Annotated in this window: 22 protein-coding genes and 1 pseudogene; 12 read left to right on the top strand and 11 right to left on the bottom strand. The window is 32.7% G+C overall.

Features of this window, described 5'->3' with window-relative positions:
* The 8 genes from ACH2AZ_RS00265 to ACH2AZ_RS00230 all read left to right on the top strand — a co-directional run bounded on the left by ACH2AZ_RS00265 (nucleotide 1) and on the right by ACH2AZ_RS00230 (nucleotide 6,365).
* Nucleotides 1–555, top strand: coding sequence for a response regulator (locus ACH2AZ_RS00265; RefSeq protein ID WP_147862701.1), 555 nt, complete (start codon nucleotides 1–3; stop codon nucleotides 553–555).
* A complete protein-coding gene (locus ACH2AZ_RS00260; protein WP_394906117.1) occupies nucleotides 536–1,084 on the top strand; it encodes a biliverdin-producing heme oxygenase in 549 nt (182 codons plus the stop codon). The genes ACH2AZ_RS00265 and ACH2AZ_RS00260 overlap by 20 nt, the downstream gene beginning before the upstream one ends.
* Nucleotides 1,085–1,178: 94 nt before the next feature.
* Nucleotides 1,179–2,684 (top strand): S10 family peptidase, encoded by a 1,506-nt coding sequence (locus tag ACH2AZ_RS00255; protein WP_394906116.1) that lies wholly within the window; start codon nucleotides 1,179–1,181, stop codon nucleotides 2,682–2,684.
* Nucleotides 2,677–3,840, top strand: a complete 1,164-nt coding sequence (locus tag ACH2AZ_RS00250; protein WP_394906115.1) for an endonuclease/exonuclease/phosphatase family protein — start codon at nucleotides 2,677–2,679, stop codon at nucleotides 3,838–3,840. Before ACH2AZ_RS00255 ends, ACH2AZ_RS00250 begins: the two co-directional genes overlap by 8 nt.
* Before the next feature lies 1 nt (nucleotide 3,841).
* A complete protein-coding gene (locus ACH2AZ_RS00245) occupies nucleotides 3,842–4,207 on the top strand; it encodes a methylglyoxal synthase (protein WP_394906114.1) in 366 nt (121 codons plus the stop codon).
* 59 nt (nucleotides 4,208–4,266) lie between these two features.
* Entirely contained in the window at nucleotides 4,267–4,698 is a 432-nt protein-coding gene (locus ACH2AZ_RS00240; RefSeq protein WP_394906113.1) for a hypothetical protein, read from the top strand.
* A 48-nt stretch (nucleotides 4,699–4,746) separates the two neighbouring features.
* Nucleotides 4,747–5,415 (top strand): FAD-binding oxidoreductase, encoded by a 669-nt coding sequence (locus ACH2AZ_RS00235; protein WP_394906112.1) that lies wholly within the window; start codon nucleotides 4,747–4,749, stop codon nucleotides 5,413–5,415.
* 80 nt (nucleotides 5,416–5,495) lie between these two features.
* A complete protein-coding gene (locus ACH2AZ_RS00230) occupies nucleotides 5,496–6,365 on the top strand; it encodes a DUF808 domain-containing protein (protein WP_394906111.1) in 870 nt (289 codons plus the stop codon).
* 4 nt (nucleotides 6,366–6,369) lie between these two features.
* Here the strand turns inward: ACH2AZ_RS00230 and ACH2AZ_RS00225 are convergent, their stop codons facing one another.
* Nucleotides 6,370–7,317 carry a LysR family transcriptional regulator gene (locus tag ACH2AZ_RS00225; RefSeq protein ID WP_379045124.1) on the bottom strand — a complete coding sequence of 316 codons (948 nt, stop codon included), beginning with the start codon at nucleotides 7,315–7,317 and terminating at the stop codon, nucleotides 6,370–6,372.
* 86 nt (nucleotides 7,318–7,403) lie between these two features.
* Here ACH2AZ_RS00225 and ACH2AZ_RS00220 point away from each other — a divergent pair, with 86 nt between their 5' ends.
* From ACH2AZ_RS00220 to ACH2AZ_RS00210, 3 genes are read left to right on the top strand one after another with little or no spacing between them, the layout of a single operon-like run.
* Nucleotides 7,404–7,706 carry a hypothetical protein gene (locus ACH2AZ_RS00220; protein ID WP_394906110.1) on the top strand — a complete coding sequence of 101 codons (303 nt, stop codon included), beginning with the start codon at nucleotides 7,404–7,406 and terminating at the stop codon, nucleotides 7,704–7,706.
* 4 nt (nucleotides 7,707–7,710) lie between these two features.
* Complete coding sequence (locus ACH2AZ_RS00215; RefSeq protein ID WP_394906109.1) at nucleotides 7,711–9,141, top strand: proton-conducting transporter membrane subunit; 1,431 nt, start codon at nucleotides 7,711–7,713, stop codon at nucleotides 9,139–9,141.
* 10 nt (nucleotides 9,142–9,151) lie between these two features.
* A complete protein-coding gene (locus ACH2AZ_RS00210; RefSeq protein ID WP_394906108.1) occupies nucleotides 9,152–11,440 on the top strand; it encodes a DUF2309 domain-containing protein in 2,289 nt (762 codons plus the stop codon).
* A gap of 851 nt (nucleotides 11,441–12,291) precedes the next feature.
* Here the strand turns inward: ACH2AZ_RS00210 and ACH2AZ_RS00205 are convergent.
* The 3 genes from ACH2AZ_RS00205 to ACH2AZ_RS00195 all read right to left on the bottom strand — a co-directional run bounded on the left by ACH2AZ_RS00205 (nucleotide 12,292) and on the right by ACH2AZ_RS00195 (nucleotide 15,230).
* Nucleotides 12,292–12,675 carry an HU family DNA-binding protein gene (locus ACH2AZ_RS00205; RefSeq protein ID WP_394906107.1) on the bottom strand — a complete coding sequence of 128 codons (384 nt, stop codon included), beginning with the start codon at nucleotides 12,673–12,675 and terminating at the stop codon, nucleotides 12,292–12,294.
* A gap of 1,097 nt (nucleotides 12,676–13,772) precedes the next feature.
* On the bottom strand, nucleotides 13,773–14,471 hold the full coding sequence (locus ACH2AZ_RS00200; RefSeq protein WP_394906106.1) for a hypothetical protein: 699 nt from the start codon (nucleotides 14,469–14,471) through the stop codon (nucleotides 13,773–13,775).
* 174 nt (nucleotides 14,472–14,645) lie between these two features.
* Nucleotides 14,646–15,230 carry a CHAP domain-containing protein gene (locus ACH2AZ_RS00195; RefSeq protein WP_394906105.1) on the bottom strand — a complete coding sequence of 195 codons (585 nt, stop codon included), beginning with the start codon at nucleotides 15,228–15,230 and terminating at the stop codon, nucleotides 14,646–14,648.
* Between the two features lie 122 nt (nucleotides 15,231–15,352).
* On the opposite strand from ACH2AZ_RS00195, the pseudogene ACH2AZ_RS00190 reads away from it, so the two are divergent.
* A pseudogene (locus tag ACH2AZ_RS00190) lies at nucleotides 15,353–15,580 on the top strand (integrase core domain-containing protein); the annotation flags it as partial.
* 241 nt (nucleotides 15,581–15,821) lie between these two features.
* Here ACH2AZ_RS00190 and ACH2AZ_RS00185 read toward each other — a convergent pair.
* The 7 genes from ACH2AZ_RS00185 to ACH2AZ_RS00155 all read right to left on the bottom strand — a co-directional run bounded on the left by ACH2AZ_RS00185 (nucleotide 15,822) and on the right by ACH2AZ_RS00155 (nucleotide 22,815).
* Nucleotides 15,822–16,178 carry a DUF6567 family protein gene (locus ACH2AZ_RS00185; RefSeq protein ID WP_394906104.1) on the bottom strand — a complete coding sequence of 119 codons (357 nt, stop codon included), beginning with the start codon at nucleotides 16,176–16,178 and terminating at the stop codon, nucleotides 15,822–15,824.
* A gap of 349 nt (nucleotides 16,179–16,527) precedes the next feature.
* A complete protein-coding gene (locus ACH2AZ_RS00180; protein ID WP_379045147.1) occupies nucleotides 16,528–16,986 on the bottom strand; it encodes a hypothetical protein in 459 nt (152 codons plus the stop codon).
* Nucleotides 16,987–18,275: 1,289 nt separating this feature from the next.
* Nucleotides 18,276–18,815 carry an RDD family protein gene (locus ACH2AZ_RS00175; RefSeq protein ID WP_394906103.1) on the bottom strand — a complete coding sequence of 180 codons (540 nt, stop codon included), beginning with the start codon at nucleotides 18,813–18,815 and terminating at the stop codon, nucleotides 18,276–18,278.
* A gap of 215 nt (nucleotides 18,816–19,030) precedes the next feature.
* Nucleotides 19,031–19,597 carry a hypothetical protein gene (locus ACH2AZ_RS00170; RefSeq protein WP_394906102.1) on the bottom strand — a complete coding sequence of 189 codons (567 nt, stop codon included), beginning with the start codon at nucleotides 19,595–19,597 and terminating at the stop codon, nucleotides 19,031–19,033.
* 154 nt (nucleotides 19,598–19,751) lie between these two features.
* Nucleotides 19,752–20,681: a hypothetical protein gene (locus ACH2AZ_RS00165; RefSeq protein WP_394906101.1), complete on the bottom strand. Its 930-nt coding sequence runs from the start codon at nucleotides 20,679–20,681 to the stop codon at nucleotides 19,752–19,754.
* Between the two features lie 326 nt (nucleotides 20,682–21,007).
* Complete coding sequence (locus ACH2AZ_RS00160) at nucleotides 21,008–21,373, bottom strand: hypothetical protein (protein WP_394906100.1); 366 nt, start codon at nucleotides 21,371–21,373, stop codon at nucleotides 21,008–21,010.
* A 1,241-nt stretch (nucleotides 21,374–22,614) separates the two neighbouring features.
* A complete protein-coding gene (locus ACH2AZ_RS00155; protein WP_394906099.1) occupies nucleotides 22,615–22,815 on the bottom strand; it encodes a hypothetical protein in 201 nt (66 codons plus the stop codon).
* Between the last annotated feature and the right edge of the window lie 192 nt (nucleotides 22,816–23,007).

The following is a 23,007-nucleotide window of genomic DNA, read 5'->3' as shown; positions in this document are numbered from 1 at the left end:
ATGATAAATGAATCTTTTAGAATAGTGTTAATTGAGGATAATCCAACCGATATTGAATTATTTAAGTTTCAATTAGAAAAAGTTTTATCTGACTTTCAATTGGTACATACCGATAATTTGAAAGAATTTGAAAGAAGTCTTAAAGAATTTGTCCCCGATATAGTTTTTTCTGATTACAACCTACCAGATTGTACCGGTTTAGACGTACTGAGAAAAACTCAAGAAATCGATTCTGATATACCATTTTATTTTTTAACCGGAACTATAAACGATGAAGAACTGGCCGCAGAAACTATTTTGGCTGGAGCCGATGGCTATATTTTAAAAAAGCATTTACCTTATTTGAGTGAGAAATTAGCTCCGTTGTTCAAGCGTTTGTTATTTAATATGGAAGCGAAAGTAGAACTTAGGGAGCGACAAAGAAATCAGAAAATTGCGATTAATAAAATCTACGATTATCTAGAAGAATTAAAATCAGATAACACAAATCATAAATCAAACATCAACAAAATAAAAGAAGAAATAGAAAAAGTAAATGATAACCACTCGTCTTAAAGAAGAAACAAAAGAACTACATCAAGCCGTTGAAAACGAGAATCTAGCCTATAAAATTATAAATCATACTATTTCTGCTAAAGAATACCTTAATTTGTTGAAACAAAACTATGCAGCATATAGCAGTGTTGAAAAGGCTATATTAAAGCATGAAGAAAAGTACAAGCCTATAAAATTTGAACTTTTACTTAAAGATTTAAAGCAAGCTAATGCCAACATAGAAACCTTAAATTCTTCATTTAATTTAAAGAACAAAGACCAGAGTATAGGTGCTCAATACGTTATCAAGGGCTCAAGCCTTGGCAGTTCGTTTATTGCTAAGCAGATGCTAGATTGTCCCGAATTAAAACCTTTTTTACCAGCTTACTTTTTTAGCACCGATAAATCAGCTATTAAAGATTGGAACAAATTTACACGATTCTTAAAAGAAAATGAAGCTGCCTTGAACCACGATGAAGTAATTGTAGGGGCAAAGAAAAGTTTTGAGCATTTTTTAAAGATTTTCACTATCCCACAGATAAACCAATAGCAAAACCTAACAACAATAAAACACGGGTTAAAAAGTGCTAATTTCACTATAATAACCGATTTTTAAATTAAATTGAACTGCACAATTAAAGAATATGAATTTTAATAAACTAGTTACTTTAGGCCTCTTTTTTTTATCATTGAATACTTTTGCTCAAGATTTAAAATTAGCCACAGACACGCTTATAACCACCCAACATCAAATAAAAACCCAAAATAAGACGTTTTCTTACACAGCAGAAGTAGGAATGCTACCGGTTTATGACTCAGAAGGTAAGGCTTTGGCAAGTTTACACTATACCTATTATTATAAGAATATTGGTAAAAAAGGAAAACAAGAAAAACAAAACAGACCCCTTCTTATTTCTTTTAATGGTGGCCCAGGATCTGCATCAGCTTGGATGCATTTAGCCTTTACGGGTCCCAAATTGTTACAGATTGATGATGAAGGATACCCGATTCAACCTTACGGGATTAAAGACAACCCGTACACCCTGCTTGATATTGCCGATATAGTTTACGTAAACCCTGTAAATACGGGATATTCTAGAATAATAAAAACTAAGGATGCTTCGCCCAATCGCGATTTATTTTTTGGAATTAATGCCGATATAAATTACCTAGCCGATTGGCTTAATACATTTGTTACGCGCAAAAATAAGTGGACCGCGCCCAAATACCTAATTGGAGAAAGTTATGGTGGTACACGAGTGTCTGGATTGGCTTATGCACTGCAACAAAAACAATGGATGTACCTCAATGGTGTGATTCTCGTTTCTCCTGCAGATTATTTAAGTTTTGAGTCAGACACGCCACTTTCAAATGCCTTATTTTTGCCTTATTATACCGCCACTGCTTGGTACCACAACCAATTGCCTGCCTCTCTACAAGAGAAGAAATTAGAAGAATTACTTCCAGTTGTCGAAGATTATGCAATGCAAAATCTTTTACCTGCATTAGCAATGGGAAATTCTTTGAGTAAAAACAAAAAAGATGCTATTGCACAACAGTTGGCTAATTTTACAGGAATAGACAAAGAAGAATTTTTGGCCTATGAGCTTGCATTGCCAAGCCAAGTATTTTGGAAAAAACTTTTAAAAGACCAACCCGAGTTGAGTGTAGGTAGGTTAGATAGTAGATACAAAGGTCTAGATAAATATACAGCTGGAGAAAGACCCGATTACAATTCAGAATTAATCGCCTGGTTGCAAGCTTTTACGCCTGCCATTAATTATTATATGCAAGAAGAATTACAGTTTAAAACCAACTATAAATACAATATGTTCGGACCGGTTCACCCGTGGGACCGAAATAACAATCAAACCCGCGAACAATTGCGAAAAGCCATGGCACAAAATCCGTATTTGCATGTGCTTTATCAAACCGGTATTTATGATGGTGCTACCACCTACTTTCATTCCAAATATAGTATGCGTCAATTAGACCCTAGTGGAAATTTAAAAGATAGAATTGAATTTAAAACCTACTTGAGCGGACATATGATGTACTTACGTGAGCAAGATTTAATTCAATCTACTCAAGATTTAAGAGAATTCATCATAAAAACCAGTACTCCAAAGAAAGCTGCCAAATATGATTAAACATTCCCTTAGTTTTATAACCTTAGTATTATGTTTATGTACACAAGCGCTATTTGCCCAATACGTGCAACCCATAAACTTTGGCAGCAGCCAAAGCTTTGAGGTACTTACTTGGAATACTGAATGGTTTCCTAAAAACGGATACAAATCCGTAAATTACCTAACAGAGTTTGTTGATGAGCTTGATGCAGACCTTATTGCCTTTCAAGAAATAGATGATATTGGTGCTTTTAATCAAGTGGCAAATAATTTAAGTAAATATAATGCTGTTACCTACTCTTCAGACTTTGCGGGATTGGCATTTTTATATAATGCTAATGTGATACAAGTGCTAGATGTTTATGAAATCTATACCTCCAATCAATACTGGCAAGCTTTCCCAAGAGCTCCATTAATTTTAAAAATCGATTATTTAGGCGAAGAAATTTATATTATAAACAATCATTTTAAATGTTGCGGAGATGGCAATTTAAATCAAAACGACAACAATGACGAAGAAAACAGAAGATTGCAGGCCAGTACTCTTATTGATCAATATATATCGGGAAACTTAATGGGTAAAAAAGTAATTCTACTGGGTGATTTGAATGATGTGCTTACAGATGCTCCAGCCAATAATGTTTTTGCCCCATTTATAAATAACCCTAATTTATACCAATTCACAGATTTAGCAATAGCAAATGGATCAAGCAGCCAATGGTCTTACCCTAATTGGCCGTCACATCTAGATCATATTGCAATCACCCAACCTTTATTTTCTAGCTTCCAAAGCCCTCAAGCCAATTGCACTACTTTACTTTTAGAAAATTATTTGAGTAACGGCTGGCAAGAATATGATCAGAACCTAAGTGACCACAGACCTGTCGCCTTAAGTCTACCAAATGCAAGTTTAGGCATTAAAGAACCTAAAATAGAAAGTAAAATTATTGTTAGTCCCAATCCAACTCAAGATTCTACTAAAATAGAGTGGTCTAGCAATTTACTTCTTAAAAACATAGATTTATTAGATATTAATGGAAATCTGCTAAAGAGCTACACTCCAAAACATAAGGCCAATACGTTGCAAGTTAATTTTAGTTCATTTGCTGCTGGACTTTATTTTTTACGCTTTCGCGGATTAAAAAACCTCACTATAAAGAAGTTAATTATAAAATAACATGGAAATAGCGATAATAGCTCACGACGGTAAAAAGGCAGAAATGGTTCAATTTCTTAATGAACATGCCCATTTTTTTCATCAAGAGCACATCAGTTTGGTGTCTACTGGCACTACCGGTAAAAAAGTTAAAAGAGCGGGTTTTGAAGTACTGCGCTTACTTTCTGGTCCACTTGGTGGAGATGCCCAAATCGCTGCCCGAGTAGCCGAGGGTAAATGTGATATGGTTCTCTTTTTTAGAGATCCATTAGAGAAACACCCTCATGAACCAGATGTATTGATGCTACTACGCATTTGCGATGTGCACGATGTTCCACTGGCCAGTAATCCAGCAACTGCAACGCTTCTTATAAATGCTGTTAAATAATTACTAGCATCACTTTTTATTTGTGTATTTTTAATTAAATTAACACAAATTTTAAAGCCATGACAACTAGTGATACTAAAAACCCATTGATTAAACAGGCTAGGATTATTCATTATCAAATTCATCAAATGATAAATGAACTAGAGTACCGCAATCGTCAAAGTGAGAATTCAAAATCGGTTTACCGTAAAAATCTACTTGAAGATAGCCTGCATTATATGGGCAAAAACGCAAACGTACTTTTAGCCAAACTTTCTAGTGCTCAACAAATAGACTCTTATTGCTATAAAATGGAAAGCGCTTGGCTGATTCGAAAAGCTATAAGAGAACTAAAAAACGATATAAAAAGTTTAGAATTAAGCGGATTTGCAATCAAAAATCAAAGCAAGGTTTTAAGCCTTGAAATTGAACAATTTAAAAATTTGTTTGCTCCTTGGGTTAAAAATATTCAACCCAAAACAGGAGAACAAGATGAGTGGGGTTTTATTTAAGCCAGGCCTTTATCTTGATGTTTAAAATTCACTTAAAATGGCACATTTATGACATATGAACTTGATATCCTATCCATTAAAACCTTAACCCATAATGTTAAACGTTTTAGAATATCTAAACCAAATAATTATATTTTTATTCCTGGACAAGCTACCAACGTAGCGATAAATAAGCCAGGATGGCGAGATAAAAAACGAGCGTTTACAATCACAAGTTTACCCGATGATGAAAGCTTAGAGCTGATCATAAAAATCTATCCTGAACATAACGGAGTTACCAAAGCATTAAATGATTTAAAGCCGGGCAACCAATTGTTATTAGAAGAACCTTGGGGTAAATTAACCTATAAAGGACCAGGATTATTTATTGCCGGAGGTACGGGAATTACTCCATTTTTAGCCATTTTTAGAATGCTAGAGCAGCAAAATAAATTAGAGAAGATAAAATTGCTTTACGCAAACAAAACTTCCAAGGATATAATACAAGAAAATGAATTGAGTATATTACTAGAAGAGAGGGTACAATTTATACTTACAAATGAAGATAGAAGTGAGTATAAAAAAGCTTACTTAGACTTGGATTTTTTAAGACATAAAATTCAAAATAAACAGCAATACTTCTATGTTTGCGGTCCTGCAGAAATGACTAAGCATATAGGTCAGTACCTAAAGACTATGGCCGTTGAAGAGCACTTTATAATTTTAGACGATCAATAATCTGTCAATTATTCATCTTACTTTTACCTGAATTGAGTTAATTCTTTTATTTTTGGTTCATTTAAAACTAAAACCTAATCATGGCTTCAGGAATTTTTGCAATATTAGATGACATCGCCGCTTTAATGGATGACGTAGCGGTAATGAGTAAAGTGGCTGCCAAGAAAACAGCAGGAATTTTAGGAGATGACTTGGCAGTTAATGCAGAAAAAGCTTCGGGCTTTGTGTCTTCACGCGAAATTCCAGTTTTATGGAAAATCACAAAAGGGTCTTTTATAAATAAGCTAATTATACTACCGCTGGCATTTTTATTAAGCGCTTTTGTTCCTGTAGTTATAGGAATTATTTTACTGATTGGAGGTTTTTACCTGGCTTATGAAGGCGCAGAAAAAATAATGCATTTTTTAAAGCCAAATAAACAAACTAAAAAAGAAAACCTTAAACAAGCCCAATCTGAGGCAGAGGTTTTATCGATAGAAAAAGAACGAATCAAGTCGGCTATAATTACCGATTTCATCTTATCTGTAGAAATCATAATTATCGCCTTAGGTACCGTTGAAAATGAAAGTATTAGCATTCAAATTCTAGTCGTAAGCATTATAGCTCTTTTGGCTACGGTGGGTGTTTATGGTATTGTAGCCTTAATTGTTAGAATGGATGATGCAGGTTTTGCCTTGATGCAAAACCAAGAAGAAGAATCTGGTTTCAGATATAAATTAGGTGAACTTTTAGTGAAAAGTCTGCCAAAAGTCGTAAAATCTCTATCCGTAATCGGTACCATTGCGCTCCTTATGGTTTCAGGAGGAATTTTTACGCATGAATTTCATGCTTTGAATGATTTCTTACCTTCAATTCCTAGTATTTTAAAAGAAATGATTTATGGTTTAATAGCAGGGATTACGGTTTTCTTAATCGTTCAAGGAATCAAAACTTTAATCAAAAAGAAATAAAAAATTAAAATTTATTTTTATCCGCTTTAGCGTAATCTTTAATCCACGCAAATTTATTTACAATTATCTCTTTATGCTCTAATTCTATAAACTCTAAAAAAGCCTGGGCTGCAGGAGATAGTTTTTTTGCTTTTCTATAAATTATTCTCCACTGGGTAGTTATTGGGAGTCCTTGAATAGGGATAATTTGCAGCTCTCTGTTTTGCAATTCGTTTTTAATTCCTATCAAGGGCATAATTGAAAGCCCTAAACCTGCAATAACCGCTTGTTTTACGGCTTCATTCGAAGTGAGTTCTAATTTTTTTGCAACTATATAATCATGTTGTTTTAGAAAAATATCCATAGCATCTCTCGTAGCCGATCCGGGTTCTCGATGAATTAGAGTGTGCGCTTTTAATGACTCCTTTAAAGGTGCATTTGAATCAATCTCAATTTGTTGGTTACCTACCAAATATAATTGATTCGGCATCAGTTTTATAGAGTGTAAACTGAGTTTTTCTGGTAGGGTTGACACTAGAGAAAAATCGACTTGATTCAACTCCATACTGCGCACAACTTTAGTTTTATTGGTTACATCCATAACCAAGTCTATGCCCGGGTGTTGTTGTAAAAAACCAGATAAAAAATAAGGCATCACGTATTTACCTGTTGAAGCAACCGATATTTTTAATTTACCCGTTAATTTACCTGCGTGGGCCAAGGTTTTATAATTGATGGCGTGCACCTCATTGATAATTTTGCTAGCTGCCGCGGCAATTTCATAACCAAAATCGGTTATATACAATTGCCTGCCTACTAATTCCGTTAAGGGAATAGAAAATTGTTCCTGAAATTTTTTTAATTGAATAGAAACAGCCGGCTGGGTGAGAAAAAGTTTTTCGGCTGTTTGTGTAATACTCTTTGTTCTAGATATTTCTAAAAAAATATTTAATTGATGTAAGGTATAGTTCATAAATATTATTAATGTCTTACATAACAAATATAAATAAAAATTTATTAATCATTTTTTAAATCTTTGCCTCCAAATAAAAGTAAACTATGGAACAGGAGGCCAAAAGTAACTTAAGCATCAAATTAGTTGATGGAACCTTCACGGCTAACGAGGCAAGAGAAATCATACTCGCCCTAATCAATAAGAAAATCAGTTTTCACGAACTAAAAAGTTTTCAAAGTTGGGAAAAAAATCACCAAACAGATCTTTCACCTTTTAAAGCAAGAATTGCTGAATTGGAAAAAGAAAGAAAACTACTAAAACATTTTATTGAACAGAACGAAGAAAACCATACTGATTTTGAGCTTAAAGGAGAACTTCATATTAGTATAGAAAAAAATAAAAAATAGATTTATGGCAACTGGTGAAATTGTTAACACACAAAGGAAAATGCCTGAACGCCTTTACTCCTATTTCTTGTGGACATTTTTTTTCTGCGTTCTTTTGGCGGCAACATTTAGTGCATTTACACCCATCAATTTAATTTTTGGCGAGATTTATCATATTAATTCCTTTAGCTTACTTATTGCTTCTGTTGTTTTACTATTTGGATCAATTGTAACCCACTATGCTACGTATTATTTACAGGGGTTTCAATACGCTAAAAATTTTTATATCAATAGCTTCCTATTTTTGCTTAGTGTAATCTCGTTGGTTACCGCCCATCATTTATTGATTTTATGTTTAAGTTGGTTGGGTATGGGATTTTTTATGAGCCGATTAATTGGTTTACAAAAAAATTGGTGGCAAGCCCAAAAGTCGGCTAAAATAGCCTTAATCTACTTTAGTATATCAAGCCTAATACTATTCATCTCATTATTCTCTTTAGCTTATTATACGCAGCAATTCACACTACCGGGCATTTTAAATCATTTTCAAGAAGCGCCTAGCTTGGTTTTAAACTTAGCTGTTATAGGTATACTGTTGGTATGTTTCATTCAGTCGGCTATTTATCCCTTTCAATCTTGGCTGCTCAATGCCATGACCGCTCCTACCCCTGCATCGGCGTTAATGCACGCCGGTTTTGTAAACGGCGCGGGTATTTTATTGGCTTTACTGGCCCCTTTAATGGTTTTTACAACAAGTCACTATTTTTTGTTTGTTATAGGAGGTATAACAGCCATTATCGCACAGTTTAACAAACTCATACAAACCAATGTTAAACAAAAACTAGCTTGTTCTACCATTGCTCAAATGGGCTTTATGCTTATGCAATGTGGTTTAGGTTTCTACAATGCGGCAGTAGCTCATTTAATTTTGCATGGCTTTTACAAGGCTTATTTGTTTTTATCTGCAGGCAGTGAAATTAAACAACTAAATATTCCTAAAATAGAGCATTTAAAAATAAACACGATGCAAGTGATTTGGGTGATCCTATTTGCACTTGCGGGAGGTAGCATTTTTTCTTTATTAACCGCCAAAACAAGTTTTACCAATAGCGCCATATTTTTAACCATAATCGTAGCGATTACAGTAGCACAAAGCACCTATAATATCTTAAAATACAGGAATGTTAGTTGGCTAAAAAAGATATTTTCGGCCTTTTGGATTTTCATTTTTGGTATTTCATCTTATGCAGTATTGTATGCCCTGGTAAGCTATTTTATGAAAGATATGCCTTATACCGCACAACCCGAACCCCTTGGATTTGTACATCTTTTTGTAGCCGGAGTGTTTTTACTTGGATTTTTTATCATGAAATTAGGCTTATATAAAAAACTACCTTGGCTTTACGTAATATTATTAAACTTATCTCAACCTAAACCCAGCTCCTCTAAATCTTAATTTTAAGTTTATGTCCGATTCATCCATCAAAAAAGAGATAGAAAATTTACTAAACAAAATCGCAGATACTCAACCGCTATATGCTTTTGTTACTTCAAATCAACTTTCAGGTTATCAGCATTTGCCCTTTGAAGATGCGGTATTAAGCGCTAAAAAAGAATTACAGATTAATCCCTACCCTAATGCAGATCAATTTAAAAAAGCTTATTTAAATGGGGAGATTAATGCCGACATCTTAAGTAATCTTCTAACTCAAAATGGCATTATTGATCATCCTGAGACTTGTTTTGAACAATTGGCTCAGGAATCTGAAACCCATCAAAAACAGTACGATCGATTAGATCAATTACATATAAAATGGCTGAGTAGCTTTTTAGATGAAGGGGTGGCCGAATGGGCGATGCCTTTTAGAGAAAAAGGCTTTTACGCTGCTTGGAAAAAATTAGCCGCTACCGATAAACAAATCCGAAAAGGCAAAATAACTGAGTTGCCTAAAACCGCTGAGGAAAATATATTGTTTGTTCTAAATCAATATCCGAAAGAAAAGCAAAAAATTATTCTTAAATCTCAGTTATTAGCGCTTCCCGGCTGGTTGGGGTACATTAAACACCGAGAAAAAAATAAACCAGATTGGCAAAAAGAATACCCCATAACCCCTTTAGATTTTTTAGCGGTTCGACTAGGATTAGCTTATGCTATAGATTATGATTTACGCTCTAAAGCTGAAGTAACATCTGATTCACCTCAAAACAAGACTTCAAGCCTAAGTCATATTTGGTTAAACGCCTGGGAACAGTCTTGGCAAATAGCTTTTGAGGAAAAAATTAAGAATGGCCTTACCCAAAATAATGAGCTAGACAGCCAAACTACTAAAGATTTAGATGCTCAATGGGTGTTTTGCATTGATACGCGATCTGAACGAATTCGTCGTATTATTGAAAGTAACCAACGAAATGAAACCTTTGGTTATGCAGGTTTTTTTGGCCTTGCCATGAAATATAATTGTCCAGATACTCAGCAAACCTATAATGCTTGTCCGCCCATTTTAGATCCTGCATTCACGGCAAAGGAAACACCCTTAGAAAACCAGGATAAAAAATTCAAACGCTACAAAAAACAAAAGGAATCCATCGGATTTTACGATTACTTTCTCAAGCGATTAAAAAATATGTTACCAGCTGCATTTGGATTTGTTGAAGGTGCTGGCTTACTTTACGGATTTCATTTGATTAAAAGTACGGTTACCCCAGCTCACCGTTATAAGCTGGGAAAACCTATTGTAAAAAAGGAGCAAATTGCAGAACCTGAACTATTTGACAGCAACCAGCCAGTTGCACTTAATACAAAAATTGAAATTGTAAAAACCGCTTTTGAAATGATGGGGTGGAAAAAATTTGCTCCATTAGTAATTTTTGCTGGGCATGGCAGTACGAGTACCAATAATCCGTTTGCCTCTAGTTTAGATTGCGGTGCCTGTGCGGCGCATGCTGGTGGACCCAATGCTAGACTTTTGGCTAAATTGGCCAATTCTTTTGAGGTGCGAAAAGGGCTTAGAGAACAATACAATATTAATATCCCAGAAGACACCTTATTTATAGGTGCCCAACACAATACCACCACAGAAAAAATAGAACTCTATTATCATACAGAAAATAGTAAGCAATTAAAACGTATTAAAGAAATAGAAGCCTATTTAGAGCAAGTACAGCAATCCTGCTTAAGCGAACGCCTTGGAAATGAAAACAACCTTAAAAAACTCGCTAGCAAAAAGGGATTAAATTGGGCCGAAGTACGACCAGAATGGGGTTTAGCCAAAAATGCAGGATTTCTAATCGGACCACGATCTTTAAGTCAACAAATAGATTTGGGTACTGAGGTGTTTTTACATTCTTACGATTACAAACTTGACCCAAAAGCTAAAGCACTTGAGAACATACTTTTGGGCCCAATGGTAGTTACCCAATGGATCAACAACCATTATTATTTCTCTACCGTAGATAATGAGAATCTAGGTGGTGGATCAAAGATCTTTCATAATATTACAGGAAAATTTGGAGTAATCGAAGGGAATATGGGCGATCTAAAACGTGGGTTACCTCAACAATCTCTATACCAGAATGATAAAAAATATTATCATCACCCCTTGCGGTTATCGGTATACATCAACGCGCCAAAACAAATGGTTCAGCAAATCTTAGACAAGCATCAGCATTTGAACCAATTAGCAATGAACAAATGGATACATATATTTAGCATCGATCCAGAAAACGAAAATAAAATCAGTAATGTAGTCAATTAATAATTCCGCTTAAAGCTTATACAAATCGATTTCACTGAATGTTATTTAGAGAAAATTAACGTTGTATAATAGTATTCTAAAGGCATTTAAATATTTGCGATTATAACCTATAAGACAACAACATATTTTCTAATAAAAATCTAAATTATAGCTGCCTGGGTAATGGCGTTTAAAAGCAGCTCTTTTGCGCGGTTTGAGCAGTCAATAATCTTCATATACTATAGTATAAATAGGAGCGCAGAAAATGACACTCCCCTCCTATTTTTTAAATAGTTAGGTTATCGTATTTTTAGAAGTTTAAATTTTAAAAGGCAGATTTTGATTCATTAAATGTGGAGCATACGCGTTGCCAAGATTGGATTTTTTTAAGCATTTTGTCGAAAAATACAGCAACTTAATCTATAAATAGATCTCGAATAGTTCTATTTTACCATAAATTTCATTTGATTTCAGAGGTGATAATCGCCCTATTTGAGTATATTTGTTACACATAAGTATTACTTATACTACGTTAAAAACCTTTATTTAACAAGCTCAAAAAAGATCACAAGTTTCTAGCCGCCAGTACATTTTGAGCTTTTTTTGTGTCTTTTTATTCGGTTTTTAAAGCATCTTTAAAAAGCTCAGCGGCTTATTTTACAAACTGCTGTGCTTGCAACAACAAACTGCTGGGTTTATCAGGATAAACTGCGCTGCTTATGATTACAAACTGCTGGGTTTGTGAAAGGAGAAAGGGAAGAATTTTTAAGAATGGAAGTTGGCGAGGTTAACATTTAACCGACGCACAAAAAAAAGGCCTCGTTTTTTCAAACGAAACCTTTATTTAATCAACTTAAATAAATCGCAAGTTTCTAGCCACCGATCAATTTAAAGTCCATTGTCTCGAGTGCTTTACGCACACGTTTACCGGGTCTGTAATTTAAGCGTATTTGCTTGACATTACTGGCGTTAACCTCCTCGGGAGTACTACTCGGTTCTGAGCTTACCCCTACTTGAAAGTTTCCTAAACTACCCAGTTGCACTACACGTCCTTGTGAAAGTTCATCGGTCATATTATGTACCAAGGCACTTAATACCGCTAAACAATCCGGTTCACGAACGGTAGATTGGTTCGAAATTAAATAAGCCAAACGATTTAGGTCGGTTAAACCTGTTTTTACGGCTTGCGCATAAAACTGCGGTGGTGCAGTCACATCTTGTGGGTTTTTTTTGCCCACGGGTTTTAAAGAAACCATAAAAGAAACAATTTAAATTATTGTACAGCATTTTCAATACGTTTTATTAGAGGTCAGCTACCTGGTAGCCTGGTTCTGGATGCTGTAAAAAAAAACCAGAAAAAACCTCGGGGTACATTTTTAATACTATATCATAGGCGTTGCTTTAACATATTTGTTTAAACAAAAATTATTTAACACCTTAAAATTAGAGTTATTTATAGTGATTAAAAAATTTATTGAAAATAATTATTAACAGAGATTTTTACAAAAAGCCTGGTAAAGAAATCTTAAAAACACTTAAAAACAGATTGTTCTGTTAGCTTTACCAAGTTGTCATCATAGCCAAAAACCCAAAGATGTGGCTATATCAGGGTTTAAACGAAAATACTTCTATTAATTGATTGCAATTTATTTCACTAAATTATAATATTTATCATAAATAAACAGTCAAACGGAAACTCAACAGCACCAGTAAAACATCCTTAAACTATTGAGAGCACAAAAAAAATAAATTTCTACACGAGTCTTTTTTGGCCATCATTAAAAATAAGAGCATTATATTGCTGTTTTGATGGGTAGATAAGCAAGAACTTTCAATTTGAGATTTAGACCCCTATAGTTTTAAACGGTAAAACATTAGTACAAAAATTATTACATGGTTAGGGTTTTATCATACACCCAACCTATTTAGCAGAGAATCTTTGGTTTGAGTAATTGATTTTACTAGGTTATGCGTTACTGAAAACACGAGAATAGTTGAAGTATAATTATGAAAACGCTGTGAAATCGGGTGAGAAGTATAATTAAAGAAAAGATATCATGATGCAAATCGACCGACATTGTTAAGGGTGACTTTATCAATTCACGAAAAAACTACTCCTAAAACTCCATTTACTAAAGGTATAAATACCCACCTAGAATCTCATCTTTCAAGAAATTTACATTGGTGTAATTTGTATGGTAATAGTCTGGCAAATCCGCAATTGCGGGTTAAAGTAAGCAAATTTTTCGGTTTACACTTACTTTAGCAATTCCGAGTGGATTCGGACGCAGTCTCCATACGGTTATGGATGCCGTAATTGCGGTTGTAAATTATTGACATTTGGTAATTTTTATTAGTTGATTTCCCAATTTTTAATTTTTTCTTTGTCTCTAATAATCCAATTATTACATAAAAAACGACCTTTTAAAATTGTGTCATTTTCAAATAACCCAAAGCTTTTATCAAGTCTCAATTCAAATTCGCCGTAAACGTTTGAAGCTATTGAATAATCAAATTTTGAAATTTTAATTTTAAAACGATCTATTGTCAGTGAATCAAAGTCAGCTCCATTATATTCATTTTCAGTCGATTTTGAATAAATGTTTATGCTTTTCACCAAACTATCTTTTAATTCAATATTTAAGAATTTAAACTGTCCGCTAAATTCATTTACTGGTCCGAATCTTGTTTGCAATATCGTATTCCACCTTTTATTGGAACTATCGCTCATTGTATCTAGCTCTTTTTGAGTTGGAATTCCTGTTTCTATTTGTATTTTAATTGAATTGTCCTTAATGTTCTTGTCACAGTTACAAATAGATATAATACTATCGGTTTTTTCATTGTTTGAAATTTTTATAAAATCGAAAGCTATTTTTTTTTCCAAAGTAGAGTCTTTCTCAAAAGTATTTTTAAAATGCACTTTCTTAAAATAACGCTCCCTTCTAGAACTTAGATCTTGTTGAATATCGTTTTTTTTTGTTTCACTATTCTGGACACAGCTTAAATTCAGCATTAGTGTTGTTACAAAAAAGATAGTTTTATATTTCATAATGTGAATGCCAACTGGTTACATCAACTCTAAAATACACTTTTCATACCGTTTTGTTTTGGATCAAAAGCAGCAAGGTTACTGTGGCGAAAATCTAGTAGGTTCAGCATTAACCTATCGAGGCAGACTTGGTTAATAGGCCAAGCAACGCGATGCAATAGACCAGCAACGGGGCTATTTTCTTAACCAACCTAAAATTCGGTCGTTTTTTATTTTCCATTTTCCGTTTTTATTTATCAATTCATATTTTTCTCTTGAACTTCCAAAAGGTCCTGGATTTTGCTGAATAATCTCAATTTCGTTTTCAGTTACGTTTGAAACAATTGAAACGTGTCCATATTTATTCATCGTTGTTGCAGAATAAATCACTAAATCATCTATTTTTGGTTTAGATTTACTCGGATTATTAAACTGCATTAAATTTCGTTGTTTGTTTATTTTTCCGTCTTTTATTTGCGAATTAAAAAAATCTTTTGCGTGTCCATAAGAATCAGGCATTTTATGGTTTAACTCTTCATAATAATATCGTTTAACGAATTCTACACATTGGTATTTCAGTCCAAGATTATACCCATCTTTTGCTAATACTCGTCCATCCACATTTCCAACTCGTCCATTATAATAAACGGCAACACCATTAAGGCTATCAATTTTCTGTCCGACTTCATAATTCGGATTCAGATTTATTTTTTTAGATAAGAAGAATCCAATAGTAAGTAAAATAAGAATTCCAATTATAAGTAAAAGTCGTTTTTTCAATTCGTTCGTAGTGTTTTTTTAGGTATTATTTACAACTCGTTATATCAACTCAACTAAACACTTTTAAAACAATTTTTTATTGGATGGAGTTCTGCAGAGTTTTCAGGGAAGTCAACAGGATCCAAAACGCTTTTGTAGAGCGCTTCAACAGCTCATATAGAAGAGGGGTTCTAAACAAGTATACTTTTGAAAACCTAGATCAGGTTCGAGAGCAAACTAAAATTTGGATGGAGGATTACATCCATAAAAGACCACACGATAGCTTAGGTAAAATTTCGCCTGTAAAATTCGCAAAACTTAATTCCTCTTGGGCTAGCCGAAGAGGAATTAAAAAACAAATAAATATGTAATTTTGAAAAACTAAGCAGTTCTAATTAGGGGAAGCTTACATTCTTCATTGACATAAAATTTAGAGTCACTTGGAATTGAGCTAATTAATGTTGTGCTAGAACAACTAGGAACTAATATTGTTAACTTTAAATCCGAGAAATAAATTGCAATATTTTATTTATCATATCTATTAAATTTAAAAAGTGAGTTTTATAAGACAATTTAATATCTTAAAAAACTCACTTTCTTTATGATGTAGTTTTATTTGAATTCAACTATATCGGCGCTAACATAACATTTCACTGTATTTACAATACCTAAAAAACTTGAATATTTAAAATCAACACTCAAATTTGCAATAGCTTGGTTGTTTTGTAGAGAATTATTCTCTAACATTTTTGTTTTAGCTTCATTTACAATTGCTTCTCTTTTCATTCCTCCAAAACCTAGAACATAGGTTGCTTGAGACATTCCCTGAACATTCTTTTTGGCGTAAATAAAATTATTTGAGCTCAAAGAAGCAGAATCTGACATCATTCCAGATAAACCTGCTGCACAACTTGAAAATAAAAGTGCAGTTGACAAAATAAACATTGATTTTAAGATAATTTTTTTCATAATTATATTTTTGACATTAATATCCTACTCTTTAGGTTTTTCGGCTTCACCTCGTTTATTATAGTGGTTTCTGAACTCCACTTAAAGTTAAATTAAATCATTCATTAAACGTATATAATGCTTAAATCTTTAAATTATTTACAGGATTGCTTTTTAAATTTTATTTAAGAATTTGTCCATAGCATTTTAAATTCTTAAATCTTTTTCTTAACTTACCCATAGCTGTTTATATCAACTCAACTATACCCTTTTAATACAATTTTTTACTGGATGGAGTTCTGCAGAGTTTTCAGGGAAGCCAACAGGACCCGCTGTACCGGCCACACGAAGGCTTAGTTGTTCCCCCTAGTTATTTAGCGTATTCGATTTCGATGATTTTGTCTTTGACCATTAATATTTCCGCTTTATCCTCTTCTGGGTAAATAAAGACTAGTTTTCTTTTTTTTTCATCTCCTTTTCGGATATAAGAATCTATTTTACCCCACACATTTATGGGTCCAACAGCCATTGACCATTCAGCTATATGCTTGGTTTTTGTTCTCGGATTTAATAGAACAAAATGGTCGAAATCCAATTCTTGTTTTTCATCCAGTTCGTTTTTTAGTGTCAAGTAAACAAACACAAATTTATTTCCACGACTTGTATTATAGGATCCGTTTCCGTGCGCAACGCTATTCCCTTCCTCAATTTTATCAATTGTAAAATTGATGCTATTAGTATAATCATAAGTTTTTGGGACAACCTTGTAAGATGTGTAACACGATGTTGCTAAGAGCCCAATAAAAAATAATAGTAAAATTTTTTTCATTTTTGTTTTTCTAATTATTGCCAACTGATAACATCTAATCAACATACACTCTTAATACACTTTATACTGGATAAGTGCAAAAAGTTATTGAAGTGAAAATTTAGCAGGTTCACCAATAGCCTGTCAAGGTTGACTTAAATTTCAAGTCAAGGAGAACACGTTAAAATCGGGTACCAGAAAGAGCATTTTGTTTGTATTCCCAAAAATATATAACTTTTTAGAAATATGTTATTATTTACAGAGATTTTTATTAAATACCAATAGGTTTTATGTTTATTTAAGAAGCAGGTGGTATCGTTTTCAAGGTCTTGTTTTAAATATGCTATTGACTCCCCTACTCCTGGAAATGGTGATTTCACAAAGCTGAAGTCAAGTATTTTTTGATAGATGAATTGCTCGCCCAGGAACCGAACTAAGTGCTCATAAATTTCATTGATAAAGCTTACTGAGTATGGATAAAGACATATTCTGGGCAGTATATCATTACCGCATAACGTCTTGATTCTTCACAATATTCATTTATAAAATAAGTATGCCCCCCGAACTGGATTATTAAATTATTTGTTTTGATGCTAGTGAAGTCGTTTTTATTGTCATCTGCTGTGCTATCGGCTTCTTCAAAGGCTGTAATTTCAATTCCTCCTAACTTTGGTGGTTATTAAACCAAAGCGACAATAGCTTGTATAAATATTGGGTTTCCTCTGGCATAGAAATTTATAAAAATTTGCGCGTTTACCTAACTAACGGTAAAGGACAAATATTTGCAATGACAGGTGTAGAAATATTAGCCTAAGTGCAATCTGATAATAAAAATTGGGGCCGGATTTATTTCTAGCTGTTTCAATATCAATTGCTAAATTAATAAGCTTCTCTAGATTTGCTACAGCTTCATAAATAAAATCCTTATTGCGGTACATAGTTTTCTGTTCATTTTTTTTAAGTGTTCAGTGACAATGAACTTTGGTATATAATGAACTTAGGAAGAATAAGAATGGCAAAGTCTAAATAATGGATATTTATGTTGTAGGCTTCCCAAAATCAAGAATAACCGCATAAAGTGGTAGTCATTAAGGATTCAATATTCAAGGAGGTGAATATTTAAACACTTTAGATATTCTAAGCCTAGCGATAAGACAAGAAGTGGGTTTAACCTTCCCTAAAAGAGCAGCACACTAAAAGAATAATCCCCATAGTACCAACCGACAAACAGGTGGATTTGTCAACATTGCGTTCATGTTAGACTCCCGAAAAAAAGAAGTCAGGACAGGCTGTACCGGCTATGCGAAGGTTTAGTTATTGGGTGTAGTTTTTTTATTCAACATTGCTTTAATTCTTCTCTTTTTTCGTTTTGATATAATATAAATGTGTTTTTTTTCCATCTTTTTATCGTAATAATCAAGTGTATCTGCGAGAGCACCTCTTAAAATAGGAAATGAAAAAAATAATAAAAAGGAATAAAAATTTCTCTCTACAGATTTTAAAAGAGTCAAATGTTCGCATTTGTCATTAACAACTTCAATCCAAAGAATGAATTTTCCGATGGAAGAACCAAAAATTGATTCCATAACTGAATTCAAAAAAATTAAAAAAAATGGTAGGAAATAAACAGTTGGAGTTAATTTTATAACATCATTTTTTATTAATAAATACAGCAAAAAAATTCCGATTAAAATGTCTAAAATTTTCGCAAATAACCTATAACTATCATTTTTTATATTTGGATCGTACTTTAATTCAAATTCAATTTTTTCGTAGACTCGTTTTCCATCTATTATTTTTTTAGTTGGTCTGTTTACTTTTCGAAATTCTGTTAGTTCAGATATTTTCAACAAATTCAAATTTTGCCTAACTCGTTACATCAACTCAAATATACACTTTTAGAACAATTTTTTACTGGATCAAGCACAACAGGCTTATTGTGGCGAAAATCTAGTAGATTAACCGTTATGCTTTCCAGGCCGACTTAGTTTATAAGGTACGCAACGCGATGCAATCGCACAGCAGCGGGGGCCGCGCGAAGGCTTAATTATTATGTTAAGTTTTTTTATTTTTTCTCTAAGAAAGCTTTTACTTCAGAGTAATAATCTTCACCGTATTGTTTATAAAATTCACCGTTTGGTTTAATGATTAAAAATCCAGCACAATTTTGATGTTCCGTAAAAACATTTTCATAGAAGAAGCCTGAATCCATTATAAATTCAGGCATTTGCTCATAAATCTCTTTGTTATATGAATCTTTAGCATAAACAAAGAAATCAACTGCATTATAATTAGAACTCATTCTTGAAGAGATTCTAATTCGATTATTAGCTACTTGTTTGTTGTTTTTAACACTGTAACCAACATATATACAATTTGGTGCTTTTTGGTTATAATTTATTAGAATTGACTTGTCATTTGGAATTGTAGTTTTTAATTCTACTTCCAATCTTTTAATCAGTTCTTTGTATTCATGTTTATTTAAGGTTCCTGAGTAAGCTGTTCTGCTTTTCTTGTATTTGGTATTTGGTTGGGTGTTTACATTAGTATTAGTAAAATCTTTATTAGTTCCGCAGGAGATGAATAAAATGCTGAAAATTAAATAGATTACTTTTTTTAATATTTTGTTCATAGACTTTGATTTAATCAAATTAAGCACATCCGGTTTTTCAACTCAATTATGCACTTTAAATACAATTATTTGTTGGATAAAATCAGCAAGGTTTAGGTCACGCACGGGAGCAGGTGCACAGGCCACAAGAAGGTTTAGTTGTTGGCAATAGGTTTTATTTTATTTCTGTTGTATTTAACAATATTGCAGGGGTTAAAAGTATTCTTTTGTGAGGAGTTTTAAACAAGTAATTTGCAAAATCATATTTAATCCTTAAATTACTATTTGTTAAATTAGCTGACTGTTCAGAGGTTGTTGTATTAAAAGTTTTGGAATAATAATTATTTTCATTGGATAATTGAAATTTCAATTTAGTACGATCTTTATTTTTTGGAAGAATTTTTTTATCGTTTTCATCTAAGTAATATAAAGCTTCTATATATACAAATAATTTCGTGTTTTCTTTGAATAAAATATCCTCTTTGTGTTCAATCTCAATTCTGTTTTTCTGTTTTGAGTTTAAATAGAGGGTATCGGTAGAGTAAATGTTTTGATTAAACTGTAGTGTTTGTAAGTTACCAAATGGTAAACTTTCTTCTACTTCAAAAAAGTGAATCTTATAGGCTGTTTTATATTTTACTTTATCTACATAAAAAATAGTATGATTAATGTTTAAGTTATTTTTGTAATTATGAAAAATAGTACCAAAGGTTAGTTCTGGCATCAATAATCTACTTCTTGAATGTCTAATTCTATTTGATTCTCCTAATATAATATATTCGTTTTTTTTTGAAGAGACTACAACATCATCTAATCTTATGTATTCTTTAGTTAAAAAAACAGGTTCGTTCAGGTTTTCCATTTTTATTATACTTGTTTTATAGCCTGTTTTAATAAACTCTATTTTGTTATACTTAATATTACTAGGAATAACAGTAGCACTATTATTTTTTGTTACATTGGTGTAAACAATTTTATCGTCATTATAAAGTATAAAAGTAACAGAATCTATTAAATCATACGTATCAGTATCTAAAACAATAAATTTTTGGCCAAAAATGTTTAAAGAAAAAAATAATAAAATATAAAAAATTGTTTTCCTCATTTTATCCTATTTAAGAATAAGCCGTACTGTTGAATTCAACAGTACAGCTTTCAGTTCATTATTATTTAAGGTTGATATTCTTCATTACACCCAACTGTTTCTTGTCCATAGCCATTTTCTTTCATAACTGACTCATCGTCTGTAAGTTTGAAACCTAGAAAATAATATGCTCTATATACACCTCTTTCACCATTTACACAAGCTCCATAAGAATAGCGTCAACCTAGCGCGATTGGTTGAGGATTGCCTGTTACTGGATCTGGAATGGTAGGATTTCTAATAATTCTGATAATATCAAACTGGTCTGTTGGTTCATACTCATGATATTAACTGATTTCATTATAAACTACTCTTTCTGATGTTTCTGTATTTGTTACAGTTAATGTAAAGTTTACTCTGTCTACATCTACAGTAGTACCCGCTCCATCTGTTTGAGTATTTTCAAATGAATATCTACTAGCTATTTCTTCATCTCCAACAAAAACTTCTCTAATAATATAACCATCAATTTCAGCTGTTCTGATTGTTGATTCGGTGTAGTTTTGAGAGGAGATTAAACCTTCATTTAATGATTCTCCTTCAATTGCTGCTTTTTCGTCAATTTGTTGATTGTCTACTGAACAACCTGTAAAAATAATCGCACTAACGAAAAGTGCAATTAAAAAATGCAATGATAACTTTAAATTTTTCATAATTATTAAAATTTAGTTTGTGCCTACTATTGTTTTATGGTTCCTGTTCGGCTAATTTCCCCATTTTTTTTTCTAATTATTGCCAACTGGTAACACCTAATTAACATATACTCCTAATACAATTTATACTGAATAAAGTGCAATAAAGTTATTGGAGTGAAAATCTAGCAGGTTCACCAATAGCCTGTCAAGGTTGACTTAAATTTCAAGTCAAGGAAAACACGTTAAAATCGGGTACCAGTAAGAGCAATTTGTTTGTATTTCCAAAAATATATAACTTTTTCGAAAAATGTCACTATTTATAAGGATTTTTGTTAAATACCACTAGGTTTTATGTTTATTTAAGAAGCGGGTGATATCATTTTCGAGGTCTTGTTTTAAATATGCTAATGGCTACCCTACTCCTGGGAAAGGTGATTTTACGAAGCTGAAATCAAGTATTTTTTGACAAATGAATTTCTCGCCGAGTAAGAGGACTAAATGCTCATAAATTTCATTGATTGTACTTGCTGTGACTTGAATAAAGACATATTCTAGGTAGTATATCTTTACGGCATAAGTTTTTTGATGCTAATGAAGTCGTTTTTATTGTCATCTGCTGTGCTATCGGCTTCTTCAAAGGCTGTAATTTCAATTCTTTCTAACTTTGGTGGTTTTTGATCCAAAGCGACAATAGCTTCTATAAAAATTGGGTTTCCTCTGGCATAGAAATTTATAAAAATTTGCGCGTTTACCTAACTAACGGTAAAGGACAAATCTTTGTAGTAACATTTAATCTTTAAAATTAGAATCTTCTATTTAATAAATGCCAGAATTTTGGAGTAGTCTACAAAAAGGGGAAGCCTACCTGCAAAATCAGAGTACAATTAAAATTAAAAAGATAGCCTTGGATTACTTTGAAGTGTGAAAAATTGAGCTTAAAATGATTAATGTATCAATTAAAGAAATAAAAGACCCTTTTCTAGCCTCTAGCGATACATTTCTGATACATTTATCGCAATAAAAAAAACCTTAAACACTTACTATTTAAGTGTTTAAGGTTCTTAAAGTCGGGAGTGGCAGCCCGAAGACTAGCACCTCTAATCCCTGTAATAATCAGTATTTCAGTGTTTTGAAAGTAAAGTGGTAACCTAAAAGGTCACTTTCTTTTTATCATTATATATATCTAATTTGATATTTTTGATTAATCCGAATATTAATGAACGTAGATTAAATATAAGTATTTATAATTAATTTGTCAATTAATAATCAATAAAATCTTGGACAATTTCAAGATCAATTCCTAGATAATCTGCTAATTCTTGGGTGGTGATGATTTGGTTTTTAGACTTGCCTTTCATCTCCTTGAGTTTTTTTAAGATGCGTTGGGAATGACGCAAACTGAATCCAGTGATGTTCTGGATGTCTGTTGGGTGAACTTGTATGCGTCGTTTAATTTTCATTTTATGGCTTTTTGGTACTTTTTTGCTTTGTGTGTGCTTTATCTATGCTTCACCTCTACTCTATCTCCACATTATATATAGCTAATATAAAGCGTTTTGCACTTAAATTATAAAATCGAGCTTGCCAATTGCGCCTAAGCTGCCAAAAACGTCAAAAGCGAAGTAACCAATTGTTTAAGAGCCTTTTATGTG

This window comes from uncultured Mesonia sp. (assembly GCA_947499595.1).
GTDB lineage: Bacteria > Bacteroidota > Bacteroidia > Flavobacteriales > Flavobacteriaceae > Mesonia > Mesonia sediminis.
The sequence above is the reverse complement of the archived record's forward strand: the minus strand, read 5'-3'. Positions and strand labels throughout refer to the sequence as shown.